We start from the raw sequence: 17,127 nt of genomic DNA, 5'->3' as shown, positions 1-17,127 counted from the left end.
TTTTGAAAGGATGATTGTTACATGCTGGCATCACTTCAAAAGCTGGGCAAATCGCTCATGCTTCCGGTCGCCACGCTCCCGGCCGCGGGGATTTTGCAAGGCTTCGGCTTAATCAACTATGAAACGGATCTGCATCTGGGTTCGGCCGTAGGCGGCTTCTTGAATCAATACGTTGCTCCGTTCTTGAATGCGGGAGCCGGAGCGATCTTCGGCAATCTGGCGCTAATTTTTGCGATCGGGGTGGCGATCGGCTTCGCCGGCGACGCCGTCGCGGCGCTGTCCGCGTTAATCGCCTACCAGGTGTTAATCAAAGTGCTGGAAGCCGTACCTGCGGCATTCGCCTGGATCGGGGACGATGTGAAGCTCGATATGGGTGTGCTGGGCGGTATTTTCGCCGGCCTTTGGTCGGCCTATCTGTACAAGAAATACCACAATATCAAGCTTCCGGACTGGCTCGGATTTTTCGCGGGCAAGCGGTTCGTGCCGATTATTACGGCGGCCAGCACGCTCGTCTTCGCCGTACTGATCGGCATGATCTGGAGCCCGATCCAAGACGTCATCAGCAATTTCGGGAATTGGGTCGTCGGCCTTGGCGGTGTCGGGGCGCTCGTGTTCGGTATCGCCAACCGCCTGCTGATTCCGCTCGGTCTGCACCATGTAATCAACTCGATCGCCTGGTTCCAGATCGGCGACTACACGAATGCGGCCGGCGAAGTCGTCCATGGCGACCTGTGGCGCTTCTTTGCCGGCGACCCGAGCGCCGGGATGTTCATGACCGGTTTCTTCCCGATCATGATGTTCGCTTTGCCGGGGGCGGCGCTGGCTTTCATTCACACGGCGAAGCCGGGCAAACGCAAAATGGTGGCTTCGATCTTTATCGGTTCGGCGATCGCTTCCTTCCTTACAGGGATTACCGAGCCGCTTGAATTCGCATTTATGTTTGTCGCTCCGCTGCTTTATGGGGTCCATGCCGTTTTGACGGGGATCGCCGGTCTGGTGATGTATCTGCTGGACGTCAAGCTCGGTTTCTCGTTCTCGGCGGGCCTGATCGATTATCTGGTCAACCTGAAGCTGTCCACGAACGCGTGGATTCTGATCCCGGTAGGTCTGGTCTTCTTCGTTGTGTACTACTTCTTGTTCCGCATTCTGATCGTCAAATTCAATCTGAAGACGCCGGGCCGTGAAGAGGGCGACGACGATGTATTGTCCATGTCGCCGGACGGCCAGTCCAACGCCGCGGCTTCGGAAGTGGCCGCCGGGTCGGGGGACAGCCGCGCCGCCAAAATCCTGGCTCAAATCGGCGGACCGTCCAATATCGAAGCGGTGGACGCCTGCATCACCCGGCTCCGGCTGGTCGTCAAGGACGATAAAGCCGTCAATGACGCGGCCTTGAAGCAGCTTGGCGCATCCGGTGTCATGCGGCTCGGCAAAGGCGCCGTCCAGGTCGTCTTCGGACCGCAATCCGAAGCGATCAAGGACGAAATCAAAAAAATGCTGTAACTGTGAATAATGTAAAGCAAAATTTATATTGCTGCACGGTCACCACGATCATAGGCAGGACGGATCATTGCGATCCGTCCTGCTTTTGTCATGGAGGCTACTCATCGTTTGTGATGCAAATCACGATCCCTTGCGATCTGCGGCTCTAAACTGTAGGTAAAGGTAGCAGAGGAGTGACTGAAAATGAAGCACAGCAAGCGGATCATCGCCGTATTTATAATGCTTGCCGCAATTTTCGCCTTGTCGGCTTGCGGCAAAATTGAGGATAAAGCGCCGGGTAGCGCAAATTCGGCCGGAAACGGTCCGGTCAAGGAATTCACCGTTCATGCCCGGAGCACGGGGTATGATGTGCAGGAAATCCGGGTGAATCAAGGGGATACCGTACAAATTACTTTGAAGAACGACCAAGGGATGCATTCCCTGAAAATCAAAGGCTACAACAAAGAAGTAAGAGGCGGCAAGACGATCACCTTTGTGGCGGACAAGGCCGGGGAATTCGAGTTTGCCTGCAATATCTCCTGCGGCAAAAATCATAAGCTGATGACGGGTAAGCTGATTGTGAAGTAAATTCGGTAGGCAAAAGTCCTTGATTAACTGGAAAAACTACAGCTAATTTTTCGTAGGGAGGACATTTATGAAAATTAGCTGGAAAAGCTCCAGTTAATTTTGCTTTATCCGCTAGTTTCCGCCGGTAAGTGGCGAATTAGCTGCATATTTTCCAGTTAATTTAGGTGTCCGCTCGAAAAAGAGAATATTAACTGTAGGAAATCCAGTTAGTTTGGCGTGCGCACGGCGATCGTGGTACGTGGATGGAACTGAAGGTAGGCAGACTTAGGCTAGGTAAGGAACTTGAGAATAGGTAAGAAAACAGATCGGTATATAGCGGAATAAGTGTCGGAGTTAATTATCCGAAATTAAGCAGTATAGCGACAAAGTATGGAGAATTTAAATTACCGCCAACAAAGCATGTTACTTTCCGTCCGCTTTACCAAGCGATAAAAAGGCCTGCAGCTGGTGTTAGCCGCAGGCCTATTCGTTCTGCCCGGTTCAGAAGTAGCCGAGCTCTTTCTTCGCTTCCTCCGACATCATGTACGGGGACCAGCGGGGCTCCCAGACGAGATCGACCTCCACGTCCTTGTACCCCATTTCTTCTTGCAGGATCCGCTCGACGCCGCCCACGATCGTGTCGTGCATCGGGCAGCCCGGGGTGGTCAGCGTCATTTGAATATAGACAAGGTCTCCTTCTTCCCGGATATCGAACACCAGGCCGAGGTCGACGATGTTGACGCCGAGCTCGGGGTCGTACACCTCCCGCAGCAATTCGCGGATTTGTTCAATTCTATCCATAACAATCAGCCTCCTGAATTATTTGGAAAATACGAGCGCTATCAGTGAAATATAAGCGAGCGAGACAATGGAATAGGCGATGCCCGATATGGCGATAACCAATTGCGAATCGAGCGCGATACCGGCCAATACGGCCAGGTTGGCGCAGGCGATCAGGCCGAGGCCGAGATTCGCTTTCTTCTCGTCAAGCAGATTCGCCATCATCGGCGTGCCCGGTTTTCCTACCTGTTTGCCGTATTTATGGGTCCACCATAGGAACGGAACGATTTTCGAGGCATAGCTCAGGATCATGAACGAGACCCAGCCGTTCAGATAGGCCCATCCGGCAAGCATGACCATACGCGTCTCCACCAGCAGGCCGGGCGAGCCGGCCAATTTTACCAGCAGGGCAAGGGCAAAGACGGCCAGGAGCAGGTTCCCGTAGGTCGTCCATCCGATCCCGGCGCCGGGGCTACGTTTATGGCGTTTGCTGCGGATTTGCATCGCATGGATATTGTAGACGATCAGCGCGGCCGCCATGACCGCCAAGGCGGTCCACGTTACCCATAATCCGGTGCCGAACAGGAAGGAAACCGCGCCAAGCAGCACGCCGGTATTCCACAACCCCAGAACGATATACTGCAAACGGGTATCGTAATCATGCGACAGGTAAAACATCGGCAGCAGTTTATAGCTTAAGCCGGTGATCAGCATTCCGAACCAGCCGAGCGTCCCGAGCCAGATATGCGTGCCGAACAAATTTTCATGGAGCCCGCCCAGCCAGCCGGTACCGAAATCGATCCCCATGGACATGCCGGAAAGTCCGGTCAGCAGGAGATATAGAACGGCGCAGGCCGTACTGAGCGTTATGCCGTCCCACTTGGCCGCGCGGAACAAGGTTACCGCCATATTCCAGACAAACAGGAGGATGCCGGTAAAGGCCAAAGTGGCGAAGCCGGCGATCCACAAAATATCGCCCTGAATAAACCCGAGCAGCAGACCAAAGAGGCCGATCGTAAACAGGAAATAATGAATGTATCCGAGCCGCTCGCTGTAAATCTCGGATTGCAAAATAACGTTGATCAGCTGGTAGACCGAACCCATGGCCAGCATCGTCGCCCAGCCGAGCACAAACAGATGAACTTGGAACCAGCCGGTCGGACCGCGGATGCCTTCTCCCAGCCATCCGGTCAGCGAGAGGATGGACGTAGCGTGAAACAGGACGAAACCGGCAATTCCCGTAATGATGAACAGAAAGGGAAGACGGGACACGGTTTTCATGGCAATCGCTCCTTACGCTTTGGTGATTATGACTTTTGCCGTACCGTCCGGTTGTTCATCCACCGTATAAGCGCAGCCCATATTGTTCAATTCCTCGATCAGAAATACCGGTACCCGGTCATTATGAATCCGCACCCGGTCTCCGGGACGGCAGCGGTCAAGCGCAACGAGCGTGCGTACCATCGGCTGCGGCGGCTCCAGACCGCGGTTATCCAGCTCGATCGTCTTCGGTTCCGCGGTATCGGCATCGGCACCGGCAGGGGAGGACGCTTGACGTTCGCGCGATGCCTTCGCCGGAGCGTCAGCTTCGTCATCCTCGCCCGATTCTTCGAGCCAATGCTTATTCTTTTTGTTGACGAAGGTGGTAATCCAGTGATCCTTGTCTTCCTGCGGTTCGGCTTTGCCGACAAAGCCCTTCATCTTAAGAAGCCCCAGCAGCGGGGTAGGCTTGAATGTGGCGTGGAGGACGAAGATATCGTCCTGGCCTAACGTTTTCACGGTATCCATAATCAACTGAAAAGGCTCAAGCTTGTTGCGGAGCTGCGGCCTAACGTCCAGTTCGATAATTTTGGCGTCGTTTCGATTCATATTAATTCACCTCATCTATAAGTATAAAATGCTGAAACCGGCCCATTGTGATTTCTGTCACAGGCTAAAAATATCCCCGTTTTCCGCTTCATGCGGTGAAAAGGTGTATCAATGCGTCATCGCGGGTTCATGATTGTCCTTCCCGTCGCTCGTGACCCGCAGAATGGCCGTCGCTCCTTTGGAAGCGTCCTTTAATTGATGGGTAAGAATCGGATAATCGCCTTCCCCGCTTACGGTGAATTCAACGACCGCCGAACCGCCGGCGGGGATCAAGACGGTCTGCAAACCGTACATGACGTTCTTCGGATTCCCGTCGGTGTAAACCCGGTCCATCGTCGTCCCGATCACATGGAAGGAGGACACTTCGTTCGGCCCGACGTTGGTAACGTACAGCCGGATCTTTTCGCCGGGCTTGGCGAGCAGCGGATGCTCCTTCAGCGTAAAATCATCGCCGTTAAACACGACGTATTGCGGATCTTCATTCATAAAAGACTCCTCGTCGTGCTCCCGGTACCATTCGCTCTGAACGATCGTATATTCGCGGTCGATTTCATCATCCGTCGGATAACCGTCCTTCGGCTCCACGATAATCATCCCGTACATACCGTTGGCGACATGCAGGAGCACCGGGCTGGTTCCGCAATGATACATAAACACGCCGGGCGTCTTGGCCGGGTAGGTGAACGTGCCTTCCTCGCCCGGCATCACATCGACGAAATTTTTGCTCGGGGCCGCATGCACCGCATGGAAATCCATCGAATGGGGCATGTCGGGGTCCATATTTTCTAGCGTAAATTCGATCGTGTCGCCCTCTTTGACCCGCAGCACGGGTCCCGGAACCGTTCCGTTAAAAGTCCAGGCGTTGTAATTCACGCCTTCCGAAATTTGCACATTCGTGATTTGGGCGGTCATTTCGATATGGACGACTTGTCCCTCGCGCCTGATGACCGGTTCCACCGGCTGCTGATTTATTTGCTGCGCCTCAGCGGCATCCACGGCGTCCGATGAGCCGAGGTCCGTTTCGCCGACTTGGGCCGGAAGGCCCGGATACCAGACGACGAAAACCATCATCAGGCACGAAAGGACGAAGAAGGCTGGCTTCAAAAGTTTCATGGCTGTTTTCCCCTTTTGTCATCTACCTTTGATAACCTAAGAGTACGTTGCTTTGAGGCGAGCCTTTGTGAGGAGAAGCACATTTTGCAGAATGTTTAAAATTTGTAACATCCTTAATTCTATAATTTCATTATATGAAAAATTCAGAATAGAAAATCAATACGAATCTAGTCCCTACGTGCTCACTAAGTCTTTTCTATCATTCTTGAATCTATCTGCCATAGTTCAAAATGCGCAGTTTGAAACGCCGCTCAGAGCTTGATTGTGAATTTTTCACATATTCGATATATTTAAATTAAGAGAAGAGGTGGATCGACCGTGGGATTCATGATCGCCCAGAGGGCATATATCAAGCTTTACTTGATTACAAAAGTGGAACAGCGCCGCGGATACGGCTATCAAATGCTGGAGGAAATGAAGGAAGAATTCCGGCCTTTCGGCTATGTGCCCCCGCAAAGCGAGATTTACCGCGCGCTTCATGAATTGGTCCAGGAGGGCATTCTGTACCGTACCAAGCAATTGAAGGGAAGCGACCCGAGCGTCGATTTCCAGGAGATTGTGCTCTATCATTTCACCGATGATGGAGCCGATAAGGCCGCATTATACAAAAAACAGGTCAAAACCGATCTTGACCGCTGCATCGGCATGCTGCAAAAGGCTATAAAGGATAACTACGTATAATTAATTGCTACCGGAATCGGCCGGCATATCGGCATATTCGTCATAGTTAAAAACTGCAATTGACAGCTTGTCTTCAAATTGTTACTATACTAATTACAGTTCAAGAAAAAAAGTTAGTATATAGACAAATGGAGGGAAACTGGAAATGTCACATGTTTTATTCATCAAAGCCAACAATCGTCCTGCGGATCAATCCGTTACAGTCAAGCTTTATGAAAGCTTCTTGAAAACTTACAAGGAAACTCATCCGGACGACATGGTTACGGAATTGAATTTGTTTGAAGCCGATCTTCCATACTACGATAACGATATGATGACCGGTCTGTTCAAGCTGGGCAAAGGAATTCCGGCAACTCCGGAAGAACAAAAGGCTGCCGATCTGGCCAATACTTATCTGGATCAATTCCTCGGCGCCGATAAAGTCGTATTTGCCTTCCCGCTCTGGAACTTCACGATCCCGGCGCAACTGCTCACATACATGTTCTACCTGAACCAAGCAGGCAAAACGTTCAAATACACGGAACAAGGTCCTGTCGGCCTGGTAGGCGACAAGAAGGTCGCACTGCTGAATGCGCGCGGCGGCGTATATTCGGAAGGACCGATGGCGAATGTGGAAATGTCGCTGAAATATGTAACCTCTTCGCTCGCTTTCTGGGGAATCAACAACCCGGAAATCATCGTTGTCGAAGGCCACAACCAATTCCCGGACCGCGCCGAAGAAATCGTTGCGGACGGCGTGAAACGCGCTGCCGATTTGGCCGCAAAATTCTAATCGGACATCGTTAATACGAAGGGCCGCTTCCGCCATAGGTGAACTGAAGTTCACCGTGCGGAAGCAGCCCTTTTTTTTGCGTCGAAATAGCTATATCCATGCGAACATAAGTTTGCTATAATGACCTTTGACATCTATAGATTAAAGAAGAGGACTTTGCACATGCTTCAGAAAACACACACCCTGGCCGGTTTGCTCACGGCCGAATGCGTGGTGGCGTATTACCATCAGCCCTTCCTGACCTGGGAGGCCGGAGCGGCGCTGCTGCTCGGATGCTTGGCCGGCCCGATGGCGGATATCGACAAGAAAGGCTCGACGATGGCGAAGGTTTTCCTGCCGCTCTCCTGGGCCTTGCAACTGCTGCGAGTCAAGCACCGGACGGTGACCCACTCGCTGCTCTTTATTTTGGCGTTGTTCGCTATTTTGTCGCCCTTGCCCGATTTGTTTCTTTGGACCGCCGTTCTTTCCTATGCGTCGCACGCATTCATCGACATGTTCAACGATCAAGGAGTGGCCTTGCTGTGGCCATGGAACAAAAAGATCGGCTTTCTGCCCAAGTTCCTTGCGGTGGATACCGGCTCCTTCGCCGAAGGAGTGATCCGGCTCGCCTTGGGAGCGGCGGTAATCGTCTACCCGTTCGTCGGCGGGGGATTGGGGATAGGGTAACCCTACCCCCGATTATACATACTACTTTCAGCGGATCTAATTCCGTTTCCGGCCGGCGAGCACGGTCATATCGATCGTGACATCCAAATATTCCCTAGCGAGTACGGCTTGCAGTTGTTCGTCCCGCGCCCCCCAGGATAACGGCGTCATCGTGATCAGATGCTCCAGCATCGGCTTGGGCAGACGAACCTTATATTCCAGACGCGAGGAATCCTCGACGTAGAAGCGCTCCGCAAAACGCCGCTCGATCTTTTCATTCGAGTAAGACCGCCGCTGTCCTTCTCCAAATATAACGGACCGCAGTTCCTGCAGATAATGGGGGCCGGGGATGGCCTTGATCAGAATCCCGTCCTCGGCGAGCAGTCTATGGAATTCGGCATAATTGGAAGGCGAAAGAATATTCAGAATACAGTCGTACCTTCCGTCCGCGAGCGGGCTGTCCGCCAAATTGCCTACGCAAAAAAACAAGTCATGATGCCGCTTTGCGGCCAGGACGACGCCCTCCTTGGCAATATCGATGCCCAGGCCGGCGACCGGAACCGTAATTGTCTGCCGAACTCGGTTTGCGACTGCGGCGAGATGGGAGCCTTCACCGCACCCCGCATCGAGAAGGGTGAGGGAGGATGGGGCTTTTCGCCCCGGCCCCGATGAAATGATGATTTCGGCAATACGGGCATCTACAGGATCGAAGAACCCGCCGTCCATAATTTCCTTTCGCGACGCAAACAACGCTTTGTCGTATTTGGTTTCCGGCTTTCGAGTCAGAAAGTTGATATATCCTTGCTTGGCAATATCGAAGCAATGCCCGTTTCCGCAAATGATGCTTTTCCCGTCCGCAATCCGCATGGCCGCATGGCACAGGGGGCAGCGGAACAAATCTTCATGCGCGGCCAGCCATGATGCGGCGGCCATATTTTTGTCCAAGTTATTCAAATGATATGCACCCCATTCATTCGTTGATAGCAATGAAAAAGGCACAGCCAAATAAACCGGGCTTTATTTAATCAAAAAAAGCCGGGCTTCTTCGAACTGCACCTGCTATTAACGATAACGAATGAATTGGATAATCATAACGCGATAACTCCGTTTCTTTAAAACGTATTGTTTGGGACATACCCGCTTTCTATTGTACCAACATTTCACCGATAATACGAGCGACACAGGCGTTCTCGCTGATTTTTCCCTTCTTCTGCACATCGAAGCAAAGACATTCCGGCCGGACTGCGGTAAACTGGAAATTGTCGTAACGGTTTTGGGACGGCGATGAAACTAACGGTTCGTTGTTTCGTATCATTAAATAGTGCGCGAGATAGTCGCGAGCAAAGCGTCGATTCGGAAAGGATGGGTCAGCATGGACAATGGCATGAATGTTAAAATGCTTGAGAAAAAGCCGGACGGCACAATCGAGCAGATCGATGAGCGGAGTTGGAGCAGGGCGATGATGGCGGCTTTGGAGCACGCCAATTATATCGTTGTCGGCGGGCGTGAATTTGAGGCGGTGGAAGGCCGCCTGAATGTAGATGAGGGAGTGCTGGAGCTACTGCTCGTTCCGGTATTGAACGATTAAGCTTCGCAGATAAGGAGGAAGCGGTCTTGACGATAGATAAGGAAAAAGCTCAAACCACGGACAGCGGTCGTCCAAAGCTGTTTACGCCGGACGGCAAGCCGATTCGCGTACTGTCGACCTCGCTCGGCATAGCGCTTTTGGCCAACGCTTTTCTCGTTCCGGGCGGCGCCGCTTCGGCTACCGGCAGCGGTTCGTCCGGGGAAGAGCCGAAGCTCGTAGCCTGGTCGACGGAAGAAGTCAAAGCCTACTTCGACAAAGAGGTTGACTGGAATCTGCCGCTGGTCGTCTCGGACGAGGATCAAACCGGCGCGGAGGAGAGCGGCGGAGAAAGCGGCTCCGGTTCGGACTCGGAATCCGGCGGAACGACGGTCGTTAACCATTACGGAGGATTCGGCTCGGGATTTGGCTGGGACGATATGCTATTGTACCATTTGCTGTTCAACAGCGGTTCCAATTATTCTTCTAGCGGCTGGAATCAAAGCCGGGGCGGATATTACGCGGGCACGACCACCCCATATACGCCCAAGACATATTCCAGCGGTTCGTTTCAAAACAAAACGGTGTCGGGGTCGGTGGTTCCGCCCAAAACCTCCACTTCGACGAAGGGTTCGATCGTCCGCAGATCGACGTCCTCGTCGCCCGGCGGTATCGGAGGGAAGTCCGGCAGTCTTGGTTCATCCTCGTCCTCCGGCACGAGTTCCGGCGGCAAGAGCTCCATCTCCGGCTCCAAATCAAGCACGGGGAAAGGATTTTTCGGCGGATGACGGACGGTGTATTCGAAGTGGTCGGCACCCCGGAACCCGCTCGGGAAGCCCGCGTCAAGCAGCTGTATGAGCTGGGCTTTACCTGGGCGGATCTGGAGGATGAAGCTTACTGGATCGACCAGATCGTGTTGATGCGGCGCTCCGTTTATGAGGAACTGGAGACCGCATCCCGGCTGCTCTGGGGAATTCTCGACAAAACGGTCCGCTATGTTCACCGCAAGCCGGATCTATACGAATTGCTCGGCATTCCGCAGGTGCTGTGGACGATGCTGGATGAGTACCCGCTCGCCGAGCCGGGCTTGATCAGCCGCTATGCGAGATTCGATTTCGCCGTAGCGAATGACGGAACCATCAAGCTGCTGGAGCTCAACGCGGATACACCGACCGGGTATGTCGAAGCCGCGATCGCCACGCCCTGGGTACTGGAGCGGGCCGGGCTGCCTTCGCGGAACTCAAGCATGAAGGATTTGGTTGCCGCGGCCTGGGCGGCAGAACAGCCGGAGGCGGCGGCATGCGTCGCTTACGGGAGCCATCTGGAGGATTCGGGGACGATCGAGGCGCTGGTCCGGCACAGCGGCAGGGATATGGCCTGCGAGGACTGCCTCGAGTTATGGTTTGACGATGGCTATTTGAAAAATAAGCAAGGCAAAGTCATTTCACGGATGTTTGCCTTATATCCGAAGGAATGGATGGCGGTTGACGATGCCGGCGAGGCGATGGCTTTCGCGATCGAAACCGGCCGGCTCGCGCTGTTCAATCCGCCGCACAGCATCCTGCTACAGTCCAAAGGCCTGCTGGCGGCGGTATGGGGATTGTACGAACTCGGCCTGTTGTTTGACGAACGGGAGCGGGAGGCGATATCCGCCTACGTATTGCCGACCTATAACAAGCCGGTCTTCTCGGGCAGCTTCGTGTCCAAATCGATGTTTGGACGCGAGGGCGGTTCCGTGCGGCTGTTTGACGACGAGGGCCGCTTGGAGCTGGAAGACCGGGAGGGCTTCGACAGCAGCGTGCTCTTCCCTTCGGTCTATCAGAAGCGTGCCGAGCTGGCGAAGATCGAAACGGCCGAGGGCGAACTTCATCTGCTGACCGGCATGTTCGTCATCAACGGAACCCCCTGTGGCCTGCTTGGCCGGGCGGGCGGCCCGATCACGGGCAATGCGAGCCATTTTATTGCGATGGGAGTGAAATGAATGCGGCTTACAAGATGGGTATGGCTGACTTTGACGGCCGTCGTCTTGCTGGGGCTGACCGCCTGCGGCGGGACTTCCAGCGTGTTCCAGACCGGTTCCGGCGAGGAGACGACGCTGACATCGTCGCGGGTGCCGTGGGATTACCGGATCCAGGAAGCGACGGTCGGCGATCTGGTCGGCAGCGATATGACGCTGCTGCCGGACAATGAGCTGCTGCCGAATGACAATAATTACGGAACCGGGGATAAAATCTGGGCGTTGCAATTCATGGACGCGGAGCTGACCACCGACGAGAACCAGAAAAACGAGGTCAGACTCTCGGCCTGGAGCACCCTCAAGACTTACCGCGACAAGGAAACCGCCGAGAAGGATCTCGCGGAACTGAAAGTAGCGGTGACGACCGATGTCGATCTGGTCGGCGTATACAAGACCGAGTACCAGGGCGATACGCGGAATTTCGCGGTGCTGGAGCTGCCGACCGGCAACCGGATCAAGCAGCCGATCGACGACGATCGTTATACGCAATTGGAGAAGCAGAAAACCGCCTCCGTCGTGCTGGAGGAAGTGCATGATTTTGCCGATTATGATTCGGTATTTGCGAAATTCAGGGGGTGGGCGAATTGACGGTGTTCATTAATATTCTTGTCAGCGTGATTGTCATCATCGCGCTTCAATTGCTCGGTATGGTCATTTTCAGTTGGATGACGCCGTACCTCGATATGGAAGAGCTTAAGAAAGGCAATAAAGCCGCCGCGCTGGCCATGGGCGGCAAATTTATGAGCACGGCGATTATTTTGGGCGTGGCGGCCTTTACAAACACGTCGATATGGCATATGATCCTGTGGTTTGCCGTCGGTTACGTATGCCTGGTCGCAACCTACTGGATTTTCGAGATGGTCACCCCCGGCATCAAGGTTTACGAGCAATTGCAGCAGGGCAATGTCGCCGTCGGGCTTTTGCTTTGCATGGTATTCATCGGAATGGCCTTTGCCATCAGCAGTCTCATTATTTAACCGGAATACTCCGGAGGATTAACGGAATCGTAAACGGGTAAATATAAGCAGGGCCCCGCGCCGAAGACGCGGGGTTTTTGCTATTTTAACGGCGTTACCGATTGCATGGAATGGCAAGATGAACGTATACTCACTTTATATCGCATAAGGCTAAGGAGAATGAAATATGCAGCATGCTGACTGGGAAATGGTTTTTAAGCTAGTGATCGCGCTATTGTTCGGCTTGTTTATCGGGATCGACCGACAGCTCAAACAGAAGCCGCTCGGAATAAAAACGAGCATGGTCATTTGTATCGCAAGCTGTCTGGTTACGATCGTCTCGATCGAAGCGTTCGAGAAATTTGCCGGACCAGACCATCCGAATATGGACCCGATGCGGCTCGCGGCGCAGATCGTCAGCGGCATCGGTTTTCTTGGGGCGGGGGCGATTCTGCGCAGAAGCAACGAGGGGATCTCGGGACTGACGTCGGCCGCGATGATCTGGGCCGCTTCCGGCATCGGGATCGCGATCGGCACGGGCTTCTATCTGGAGGCGCTGCTGGCGGTCATCCTGCTGATTCTGTCCGTCAACTTCATCCCGTATATTATTAAATCGGTCGGGCCATATAAGCTGAACCAGCGCGACGTGTCGATCAAGGTCGTGATGGCGGATCGCGGCGATGTCGGCGAATTGATCCGCATCATCGAGCGGAAGGATGCGGGGAAGAAACAAAATCAGCACCGGATCCGCCGCCTCAAAATCAAGGATCTCGAGGAAGGACGGCAAAAGGTCGATATGGTCATCTCCGCTTCGGAGAAAGAATATGCCACGGAAATCTACCATTTTGTGCGGCATATCGACTATGTCATCAGTGTCGAGGTCGAGAATTTATAGTTTTTTTACGAATAGGCTGATTCGGTTTAACTTCAGTTTAAATTAAGAGGGTATTCTTTTCCTGTACTTATAAAAAGCATAGGGTTTATTGGACAGGAGAGGAGTTAAGAAAGATGGAAGCTATAGAGAAGAAGCAGGGGTCCTTTTTCCGTTTGATCCGGGAAACGAAACCGCCAATGGGATTGCTGACGGCCGCGATATTGCTGAGCGTGGTGTCCACGCTCGTCAGCCTGGTCATTCCGATGTTTACAAAAAATCTGGTCGACGGGTTTTCGCTGGCCGCGCTGGACCGGACTCAGATTATCGCGCTCGTCGCCGCGTTCGCGGGCCAGACTTTGGCCTCCGGCGTATCGATCTTTATGCTGAATTACATTGGACAAAAGATAGTTGCGGCCTTAAGGGACCGCTTGTGGAAGAAGCTGCTGGTGCTGCCGGTAAGCTATTTCGACAATAACCGGACAGGGGAATCCGTCAGCCGGATGACCAATGACACCGGGGTGATCAAAACACTGATATCCGAGCATTTGTCCGGATTCTTCAGCGGAATTATTTCGGTGATCGGTTCGGTCGCCGTACTGCTGTACTTAAACTGGAAGATGACGCTCGTGATGTTCATCGTCATTCCGCTGGCGGCGCTGGTGCTGTATCCCCTGGGGCGGAAAATGTATAAGATCTCCGTCGGTATGCAGGACGAGACCGCTTCGTTTACGGCGGTGCTGAGCCAGGTTCTCTCGGAAATCCGCCTGGTCAAATCCTCGAACGCCGAGAAAAGAGAGTACGCAAACGGCAGCCACGGCATTTCGAATCTGCTTAAATTCGGCGTCCGGGAAGGTATGGTAATGGCCTGGATCAGCCCGCTGATCTCCGTCGTGATGATGATGCTGCTGGTTGTAGTCGTCGGCTACGGCGGCATGCAGGTCTCTTCCGGCGCATTGACGGCCGGCGAGCTGGTGGCTTTTATTTTGTACCTGATTCAAATCGTGATGCCGATGACGCAGCTTACCACGTTCTTTACCCAGTTGCAAAAAGCCAAGGGGGCCACGGAACGCATCATGGAGACGCTGGACGCCGGCGAAGAATCCTTTGATACGGGGAAAGAAGCAAGCTATGACAACCGTCCGCTGACGATACAAGGGCTGTCCTTCGGCTATAAGCCGGATGAGCCGGTGCTGAAGGACATCAGCTTTACGATGGAGCCGGGGACGGTCACGGCTGTCGTCGGTCCGAGCGGCGGCGGGAAAACGACGCTGTTCTCAATGCTGGAGCGGTTTTATCTTCCGCAGGAAGGCGGGATCTGGCTGGGCGATGAGCCGATCGACGAAATATCCCTCCGCTCCTGGCGCTCCATGATCGGGTATGTGTCGCAGGACAGCCCGATGATCGCCGGAACGTTGCGGGAAAATCTATGCTACGGCGTGGAGCGGGCCGTCAGTGAGGAAGAGCTGCGGCGGGCGGCGGAAATGGCCTATGCCGACGGATTTATCGCCGAGCTGCCGCAGGGATACGATACCGATGTGGGCGAGCGGGGCGTCAAGCTGTCCGGCGGCCAGCGCCAGCGGATCGCGATCGCCCGGGCGCTGCTGCGCGATCCGAAGATTCTGATGCTCGACGAAGCGACCTCCAGTCTGGACAGCCGCTCGGAGCAGGTGGTGCAGCAGGCGCTGAACAATCTGATGGCCGGGCGGACGACGATTGTGATCGCCCACAGGCTGTCCACGGTCGTCGGAGCCGACCAGATTATCTTTATCGAGAAGGGCGCCGTCACGGGACGCGGCACCCATGAAGAACTGGTGCGGCGGCATGCGATGTATCGGGAATTCGCCGCCCAGCAGTTGCAAATTGCCGAAGGGCTCTTAATCGAAGCAGGGGAATGAGGTAGCATGGCCAAAATACTTATCGTTGACGACGACCCGCATATCCGCGAACTGGTGCGGGTCTTCCTGGAGGAAGCCGGGATGGAAACGGCCGAGGCCGAGGACGGCAAGAAGGCGCTCGCCGCCTTGGAACAGGCGCGCGCCGACCTCGTCATCCTCGACATCATGATGCCGAATATGGACGGCTGGGAATTGTGCCGCGAACTGCGGCGGCTATACAACGACATGCCGCTGCTGATGCTGACGGCCAAAGGGGAGACCAGGCAGCTCGTCAAAGGGTTCGAGCTCGGAACGGACGATTATCTGGTCAAGCCGTTCGAGCCCGCCGAGCTGATCGCCCGCGTGAAGGCGCTGTTGAAGCGGTATCAGATCATCGCTTCCCAGACCGTCGCGATCAGCGGCATCCGCATGAACCGCAGCACGTTTGAAGTTGCGGGCGGGGATCGTAGCTTCACGCTGCCGCTTAAAGAATTCGAGCTGCTGTTTCGCCTTGGCGCCAATCCCGGGCGGACTTTGTCCCGGGAACAGCTCATCGAAGAGATCTGGGGCTACGATTTCGAAGGCAACGAGCGGACGCTGGACGTTCATATCAACCGGCTCCGCGAGCGGTTCGGGGAAGAGGAATTCGGGTTCCGGATCAAGACGATCCGGGGTCTGGGTTACCGGCTGGAGGTGACCGGGGAGTGAAACAACGCGTTGCCCGGATGCTGAAGGCGGTCTTGCGTGTCATTGGGCATGTTTTGCAGCTTGCTCTCTTTTTCGCCGTACTTGCGATGTCCTGGACGGGGGCGACTTATTTAACCGAAGCGTTGTACGTTTATACCGGTCGGCCTTCGTGGGATTATTTTGCCGATCTGTTTAACGTGATTTTGGGCTTCGTATTTTGCATCCTGTTTTTCATGGTAATGGGGCTGTTCTTCCGCCGCAAAGAAATGATTCTGCTGACCACGATCATCGATGCGATCCGGCGCATCGCCAAAGGGGATTTCTCCGTCAAGCTGGAATATCCGAACCGGCGGGGAGATTTCAACAAACAAATCGTCGACAGCATCAACGAGATGGCCGGAGCGCTCGGGCAAATGGAAATGATGCGGCAGGATTTCATCTCCAATGTGTCGCATGAGATCCAGTCCCCGCTGACCTCGATCGGCGGCTTTGCCCGGGCCCTGCGCAATCCCGCGCTGCCTGCGGAGCAGCGGGAGCATTATTTGGATATTATCGAATCCGAGAGCCGACGGCTGTCGCAGATGAGCGACAATTTACTGAAGCTGTCCTCGCTCGAAACGGACCGGGCTTCCATGGATACGCGCCGCATCCGGCTGGACCGGCAGTTGAAAAGCGTGATTCTCGCGACGGAGCCGCAGTGGCTGGGCAAAGGAATACAGGTGACCCTGGAAGCCGACGAAACCGAGGTGGAGGCCGTGGAAGACCTGCTCGGCCAGGTATGGATGAACCTGCTCCATAACAGCATCAAATTTACCCCTGCGGGCGGGGAGATCGCCTTCAAGCTATCGGCAGGCAAGGACTTCGCTACGGTAACCGTGGCCGACACGGGGATCGGAATCGGGCAGCAGGATTTGCTCCACATTTTCGAGCGGTTTTACAAGGCGGACAAATCCCGGAACCGGGCGGTCGGGGGAAGCGGTCTCGGTCTCTCCATCGTCAAGAAGATCGCGGAAATCCATCGGGGGGAAATTTCGGTGCATTCCGTCCCCGGCCAGGGAACCCGGTTCACTGTTAGGATTCCTTATAATTGGAAATAGGTCGTAAGCTTACTGAGCCCTTGAATGTTCTATAACGAATTGACCCGTTCGGGAATCGTCGGATTCCATGCACGGGTCTTTTTAGTCTTTTTTAAGCAAGCGTTTTCAATTATGATAGAGTCAAAAATAAAAAAGAGGTAGACCCGTACATA

19 protein-coding genes are annotated in these 17,127 nt (G+C 54.2%); 14 read left to right on the top strand and 5 right to left on the bottom strand.

Annotated elements, in window-relative coordinates; translation table 11 throughout:
- Positions 1-21: 21 nt before the first annotated feature.
- A complete protein-coding gene (locus tag V3851_RS09490; RefSeq protein WP_331846282.1) occupies positions 22-1,500 on the top strand; it encodes a PTS transporter subunit EIIC in 1,479 nt (492 codons plus the stop codon).
- Positions 1,501-1,683: 183 nt separating this feature from the next.
- On the top strand, positions 1,684-2,067 hold the full coding sequence (locus V3851_RS09485; protein ID WP_331846281.1) for a cupredoxin domain-containing protein: 384 nt from the start codon (positions 1,684-1,686) through the stop codon (positions 2,065-2,067).
- Between the two features lie 480 nt (positions 2,068-2,547).
- Here V3851_RS09485 and V3851_RS09480 read toward each other — a convergent pair whose 3' ends face one another.
- The 4 genes from V3851_RS09480 to V3851_RS09465 all read right to left on the bottom strand — a co-directional run bounded on the left by V3851_RS09480 (position 2,548) and on the right by V3851_RS09465 (position 5,808).
- On the bottom strand, positions 2,548-2,847 hold the full coding sequence (locus V3851_RS09480; protein WP_331846280.1) for a metal-sulfur cluster assembly factor: 300 nt from the start codon (positions 2,845-2,847) through the stop codon (positions 2,548-2,550).
- Positions 2,848-2,865: 18 nt separating this feature from the next.
- On the bottom strand, positions 2,866-4,107 hold the full coding sequence (locus V3851_RS09475) for a hypothetical protein (protein WP_331846279.1): 1,242 nt from the start codon (positions 4,105-4,107) through the stop codon (positions 2,866-2,868).
- Positions 4,108-4,119: 12 nt separating this feature from the next.
- On the bottom strand, positions 4,120-4,695 hold the full coding sequence (locus V3851_RS09470) for a DUF2249 domain-containing protein (protein WP_331846278.1): 576 nt from the start codon (positions 4,693-4,695) through the stop codon (positions 4,120-4,122).
- Positions 4,696-4,803: 108 nt separating this feature from the next.
- Positions 4,804-5,808, bottom strand: a complete 1,005-nt coding sequence (locus V3851_RS09465; RefSeq protein ID WP_331846277.1) for a multicopper oxidase domain-containing protein — start codon at positions 5,806-5,808, stop codon at positions 4,804-4,806.
- 318 nt (positions 5,809-6,126) lie between these two features.
- Between V3851_RS09465 and V3851_RS09460 the strand changes: the two genes are divergently transcribed.
- The 3 genes from V3851_RS09460 to V3851_RS09450 all read left to right on the top strand — a co-directional run bounded on the left by V3851_RS09460 (position 6,127) and on the right by V3851_RS09450 (position 7,927).
- The gene (locus V3851_RS09460) at positions 6,127-6,489 is read left to right on the top strand and encodes a helix-turn-helix transcriptional regulator (protein WP_331846276.1); all 363 of its coding nucleotides are present in this window, start codon (positions 6,127-6,129) and stop codon (positions 6,487-6,489) included.
- Between the two features lie 145 nt (positions 6,490-6,634).
- A complete protein-coding gene (locus V3851_RS09455; RefSeq protein WP_331846275.1) occupies positions 6,635-7,261 on the top strand; it encodes an FMN-dependent NADH-azoreductase in 627 nt (208 codons plus the stop codon).
- A gap of 162 nt (positions 7,262-7,423) precedes the next feature.
- The gene (locus V3851_RS09450; RefSeq protein WP_331846274.1) at positions 7,424-7,927 is read left to right on the top strand and encodes a metal-dependent hydrolase; all 504 of its coding nucleotides are present in this window, start codon (positions 7,424-7,426) and stop codon (positions 7,925-7,927) included.
- Between the two features lie 36 nt (positions 7,928-7,963).
- On the opposite strand, the gene V3851_RS09445 is transcribed toward V3851_RS09450, so the two are convergent.
- Positions 7,964-8,860: a putative RNA methyltransferase gene (locus V3851_RS09445; protein ID WP_331846273.1), complete on the bottom strand. Its 897-nt coding sequence runs from the start codon at positions 8,858-8,860 to the stop codon at positions 7,964-7,966.
- Between the two features lie 418 nt (positions 8,861-9,278).
- Here V3851_RS09445 and V3851_RS09440 point away from each other — a divergent pair, with 418 nt between their 5' ends.
- The 9 genes from V3851_RS09440 to V3851_RS09400 all read left to right on the top strand — a co-directional run bounded on the left by V3851_RS09440 (position 9,279) and on the right by V3851_RS09400 (position 16,975).
- The gene (locus V3851_RS09440; protein ID WP_331846272.1) at positions 9,279-9,494 is read left to right on the top strand and encodes a hypothetical protein; all 216 of its coding nucleotides are present in this window, start codon (positions 9,279-9,281) and stop codon (positions 9,492-9,494) included.
- 26 nt (positions 9,495-9,520) lie between these two features.
- Positions 9,521-10,258: a hypothetical protein gene (locus tag V3851_RS09435; RefSeq protein WP_414859283.1), complete on the top strand. Its 738-nt coding sequence runs from the start codon at positions 9,521-9,523 to the stop codon at positions 10,256-10,258.
- Positions 10,255-11,451, top strand: coding sequence for a glutathionylspermidine synthase family protein (locus tag V3851_RS09430; protein WP_331846271.1), 1,197 nt, complete (start codon positions 10,255-10,257; stop codon positions 11,449-11,451). The genes V3851_RS09435 and V3851_RS09430 overlap by 4 nt, the downstream gene beginning before the upstream one ends.
- Positions 11,452-12,075, top strand: a complete 624-nt coding sequence (locus tag V3851_RS09425; protein WP_331846270.1) for a signal peptide protein — start codon at positions 11,452-11,454, stop codon at positions 12,073-12,075.
- Entirely contained in the window at positions 12,072-12,464 is a 393-nt protein-coding gene (locus V3851_RS09420) for a DUF350 domain-containing protein (protein ID WP_331846269.1), read from the top strand. The genes V3851_RS09425 and V3851_RS09420 overlap by 4 nt, the downstream gene beginning before the upstream one ends.
- A gap of 166 nt (positions 12,465-12,630) precedes the next feature.
- Positions 12,631-13,338: an MgtC/SapB family protein gene (locus V3851_RS09415; protein WP_331846268.1), complete on the top strand. Its 708-nt coding sequence runs from the start codon at positions 12,631-12,633 to the stop codon at positions 13,336-13,338.
- A 113-nt stretch (positions 13,339-13,451) separates the two neighbouring features.
- Positions 13,452-15,212, top strand: coding sequence for an ABC transporter ATP-binding protein (locus tag V3851_RS09410; protein WP_331846267.1), 1,761 nt, complete (start codon positions 13,452-13,454; stop codon positions 15,210-15,212).
- 6 nt (positions 15,213-15,218) lie between these two features.
- The gene (locus V3851_RS09405; protein ID WP_331846266.1) at positions 15,219-15,899 is read left to right on the top strand and encodes a response regulator transcription factor; all 681 of its coding nucleotides are present in this window, start codon (positions 15,219-15,221) and stop codon (positions 15,897-15,899) included.
- Positions 15,896-16,975, top strand: coding sequence for a sensor histidine kinase (locus tag V3851_RS09400; protein WP_331846265.1), 1,080 nt, complete (start codon positions 15,896-15,898; stop codon positions 16,973-16,975). The genes V3851_RS09405 and V3851_RS09400 overlap by 4 nt, the downstream gene beginning before the upstream one ends.
- Positions 16,976-17,127 lie beyond the last annotated feature (152 nt).

Origin of the sequence: Paenibacillus haidiansis, assembly GCF_036553665.1 — a bacterium.
Classification (GTDB): Bacteria; Bacillota; Bacilli; order Paenibacillales; family Paenibacillaceae; genus Fontibacillus; species Fontibacillus haidiansis.
Note: the sequence above shows the minus strand (reverse complement) of the source record. Positions and strands in the feature narration are given on the sequence as shown.

Coding starts and splice junctions, on each gene's coding strand:
- V3851_RS09490 (WP_331846282.1), top strand. CDS start 22: ATGCTGGCATCACTTCAAAAGCTGGGCAAATCGCTCATGCTTCCGGTC.
- V3851_RS09485 (WP_331846281.1), top strand. CDS start 1,684: ATGAAGCACAGCAAGCGGATCATCGCCGTATTTATAATGCTTGCCGCA.
- V3851_RS09480 (WP_331846280.1), bottom strand. CDS start 2,847: ATGGATAGAATTGAACAAATCCGCGAATTGCTGCGGGAGGTGTACGAC.
- V3851_RS09475 (WP_331846279.1), bottom strand. CDS start 4,107: ATGAAAACCGTGTCCCGTCTTCCCTTTCTGTTCATCATTACGGGAATT.
- V3851_RS09470 (WP_331846278.1), bottom strand. CDS start 4,695: ATGAATCGAAACGACGCCAAAATTATCGAACTGGACGTTAGGCCGCAG.
- V3851_RS09465 (WP_331846277.1), bottom strand. CDS start 5,808: ATGAAACTTTTGAAGCCAGCCTTCTTCGTCCTTTCGTGCCTGATGATG.
- V3851_RS09455 (WP_331846275.1), top strand. CDS start 6,635: ATGTCACATGTTTTATTCATCAAAGCCAACAATCGTCCTGCGGATCAA.
- V3851_RS09450 (WP_331846274.1), top strand. CDS start 7,424: ATGCTTCAGAAAACACACACCCTGGCCGGTTTGCTCACGGCCGAATGC.
- V3851_RS09440 (WP_331846272.1), top strand. CDS start 9,279: ATGGACAATGGCATGAATGTTAAAATGCTTGAGAAAAAGCCGGACGGC.
- V3851_RS09430 (WP_331846271.1), top strand. CDS start 10,255: ATGACGGACGGTGTATTCGAAGTGGTCGGCACCCCGGAACCCGCTCGG.
- V3851_RS09425 (WP_331846270.1), top strand. CDS start 11,452: ATGCGGCTTACAAGATGGGTATGGCTGACTTTGACGGCCGTCGTCTTG.
- V3851_RS09415 (WP_331846268.1), top strand. CDS start 12,631: ATGCAGCATGCTGACTGGGAAATGGTTTTTAAGCTAGTGATCGCGCTA.
- V3851_RS09410 (WP_331846267.1), top strand. CDS start 13,452: ATGGAAGCTATAGAGAAGAAGCAGGGGTCCTTTTTCCGTTTGATCCGG.
- V3851_RS09405 (WP_331846266.1), top strand. CDS start 15,219: ATGGCCAAAATACTTATCGTTGACGACGACCCGCATATCCGCGAACTG.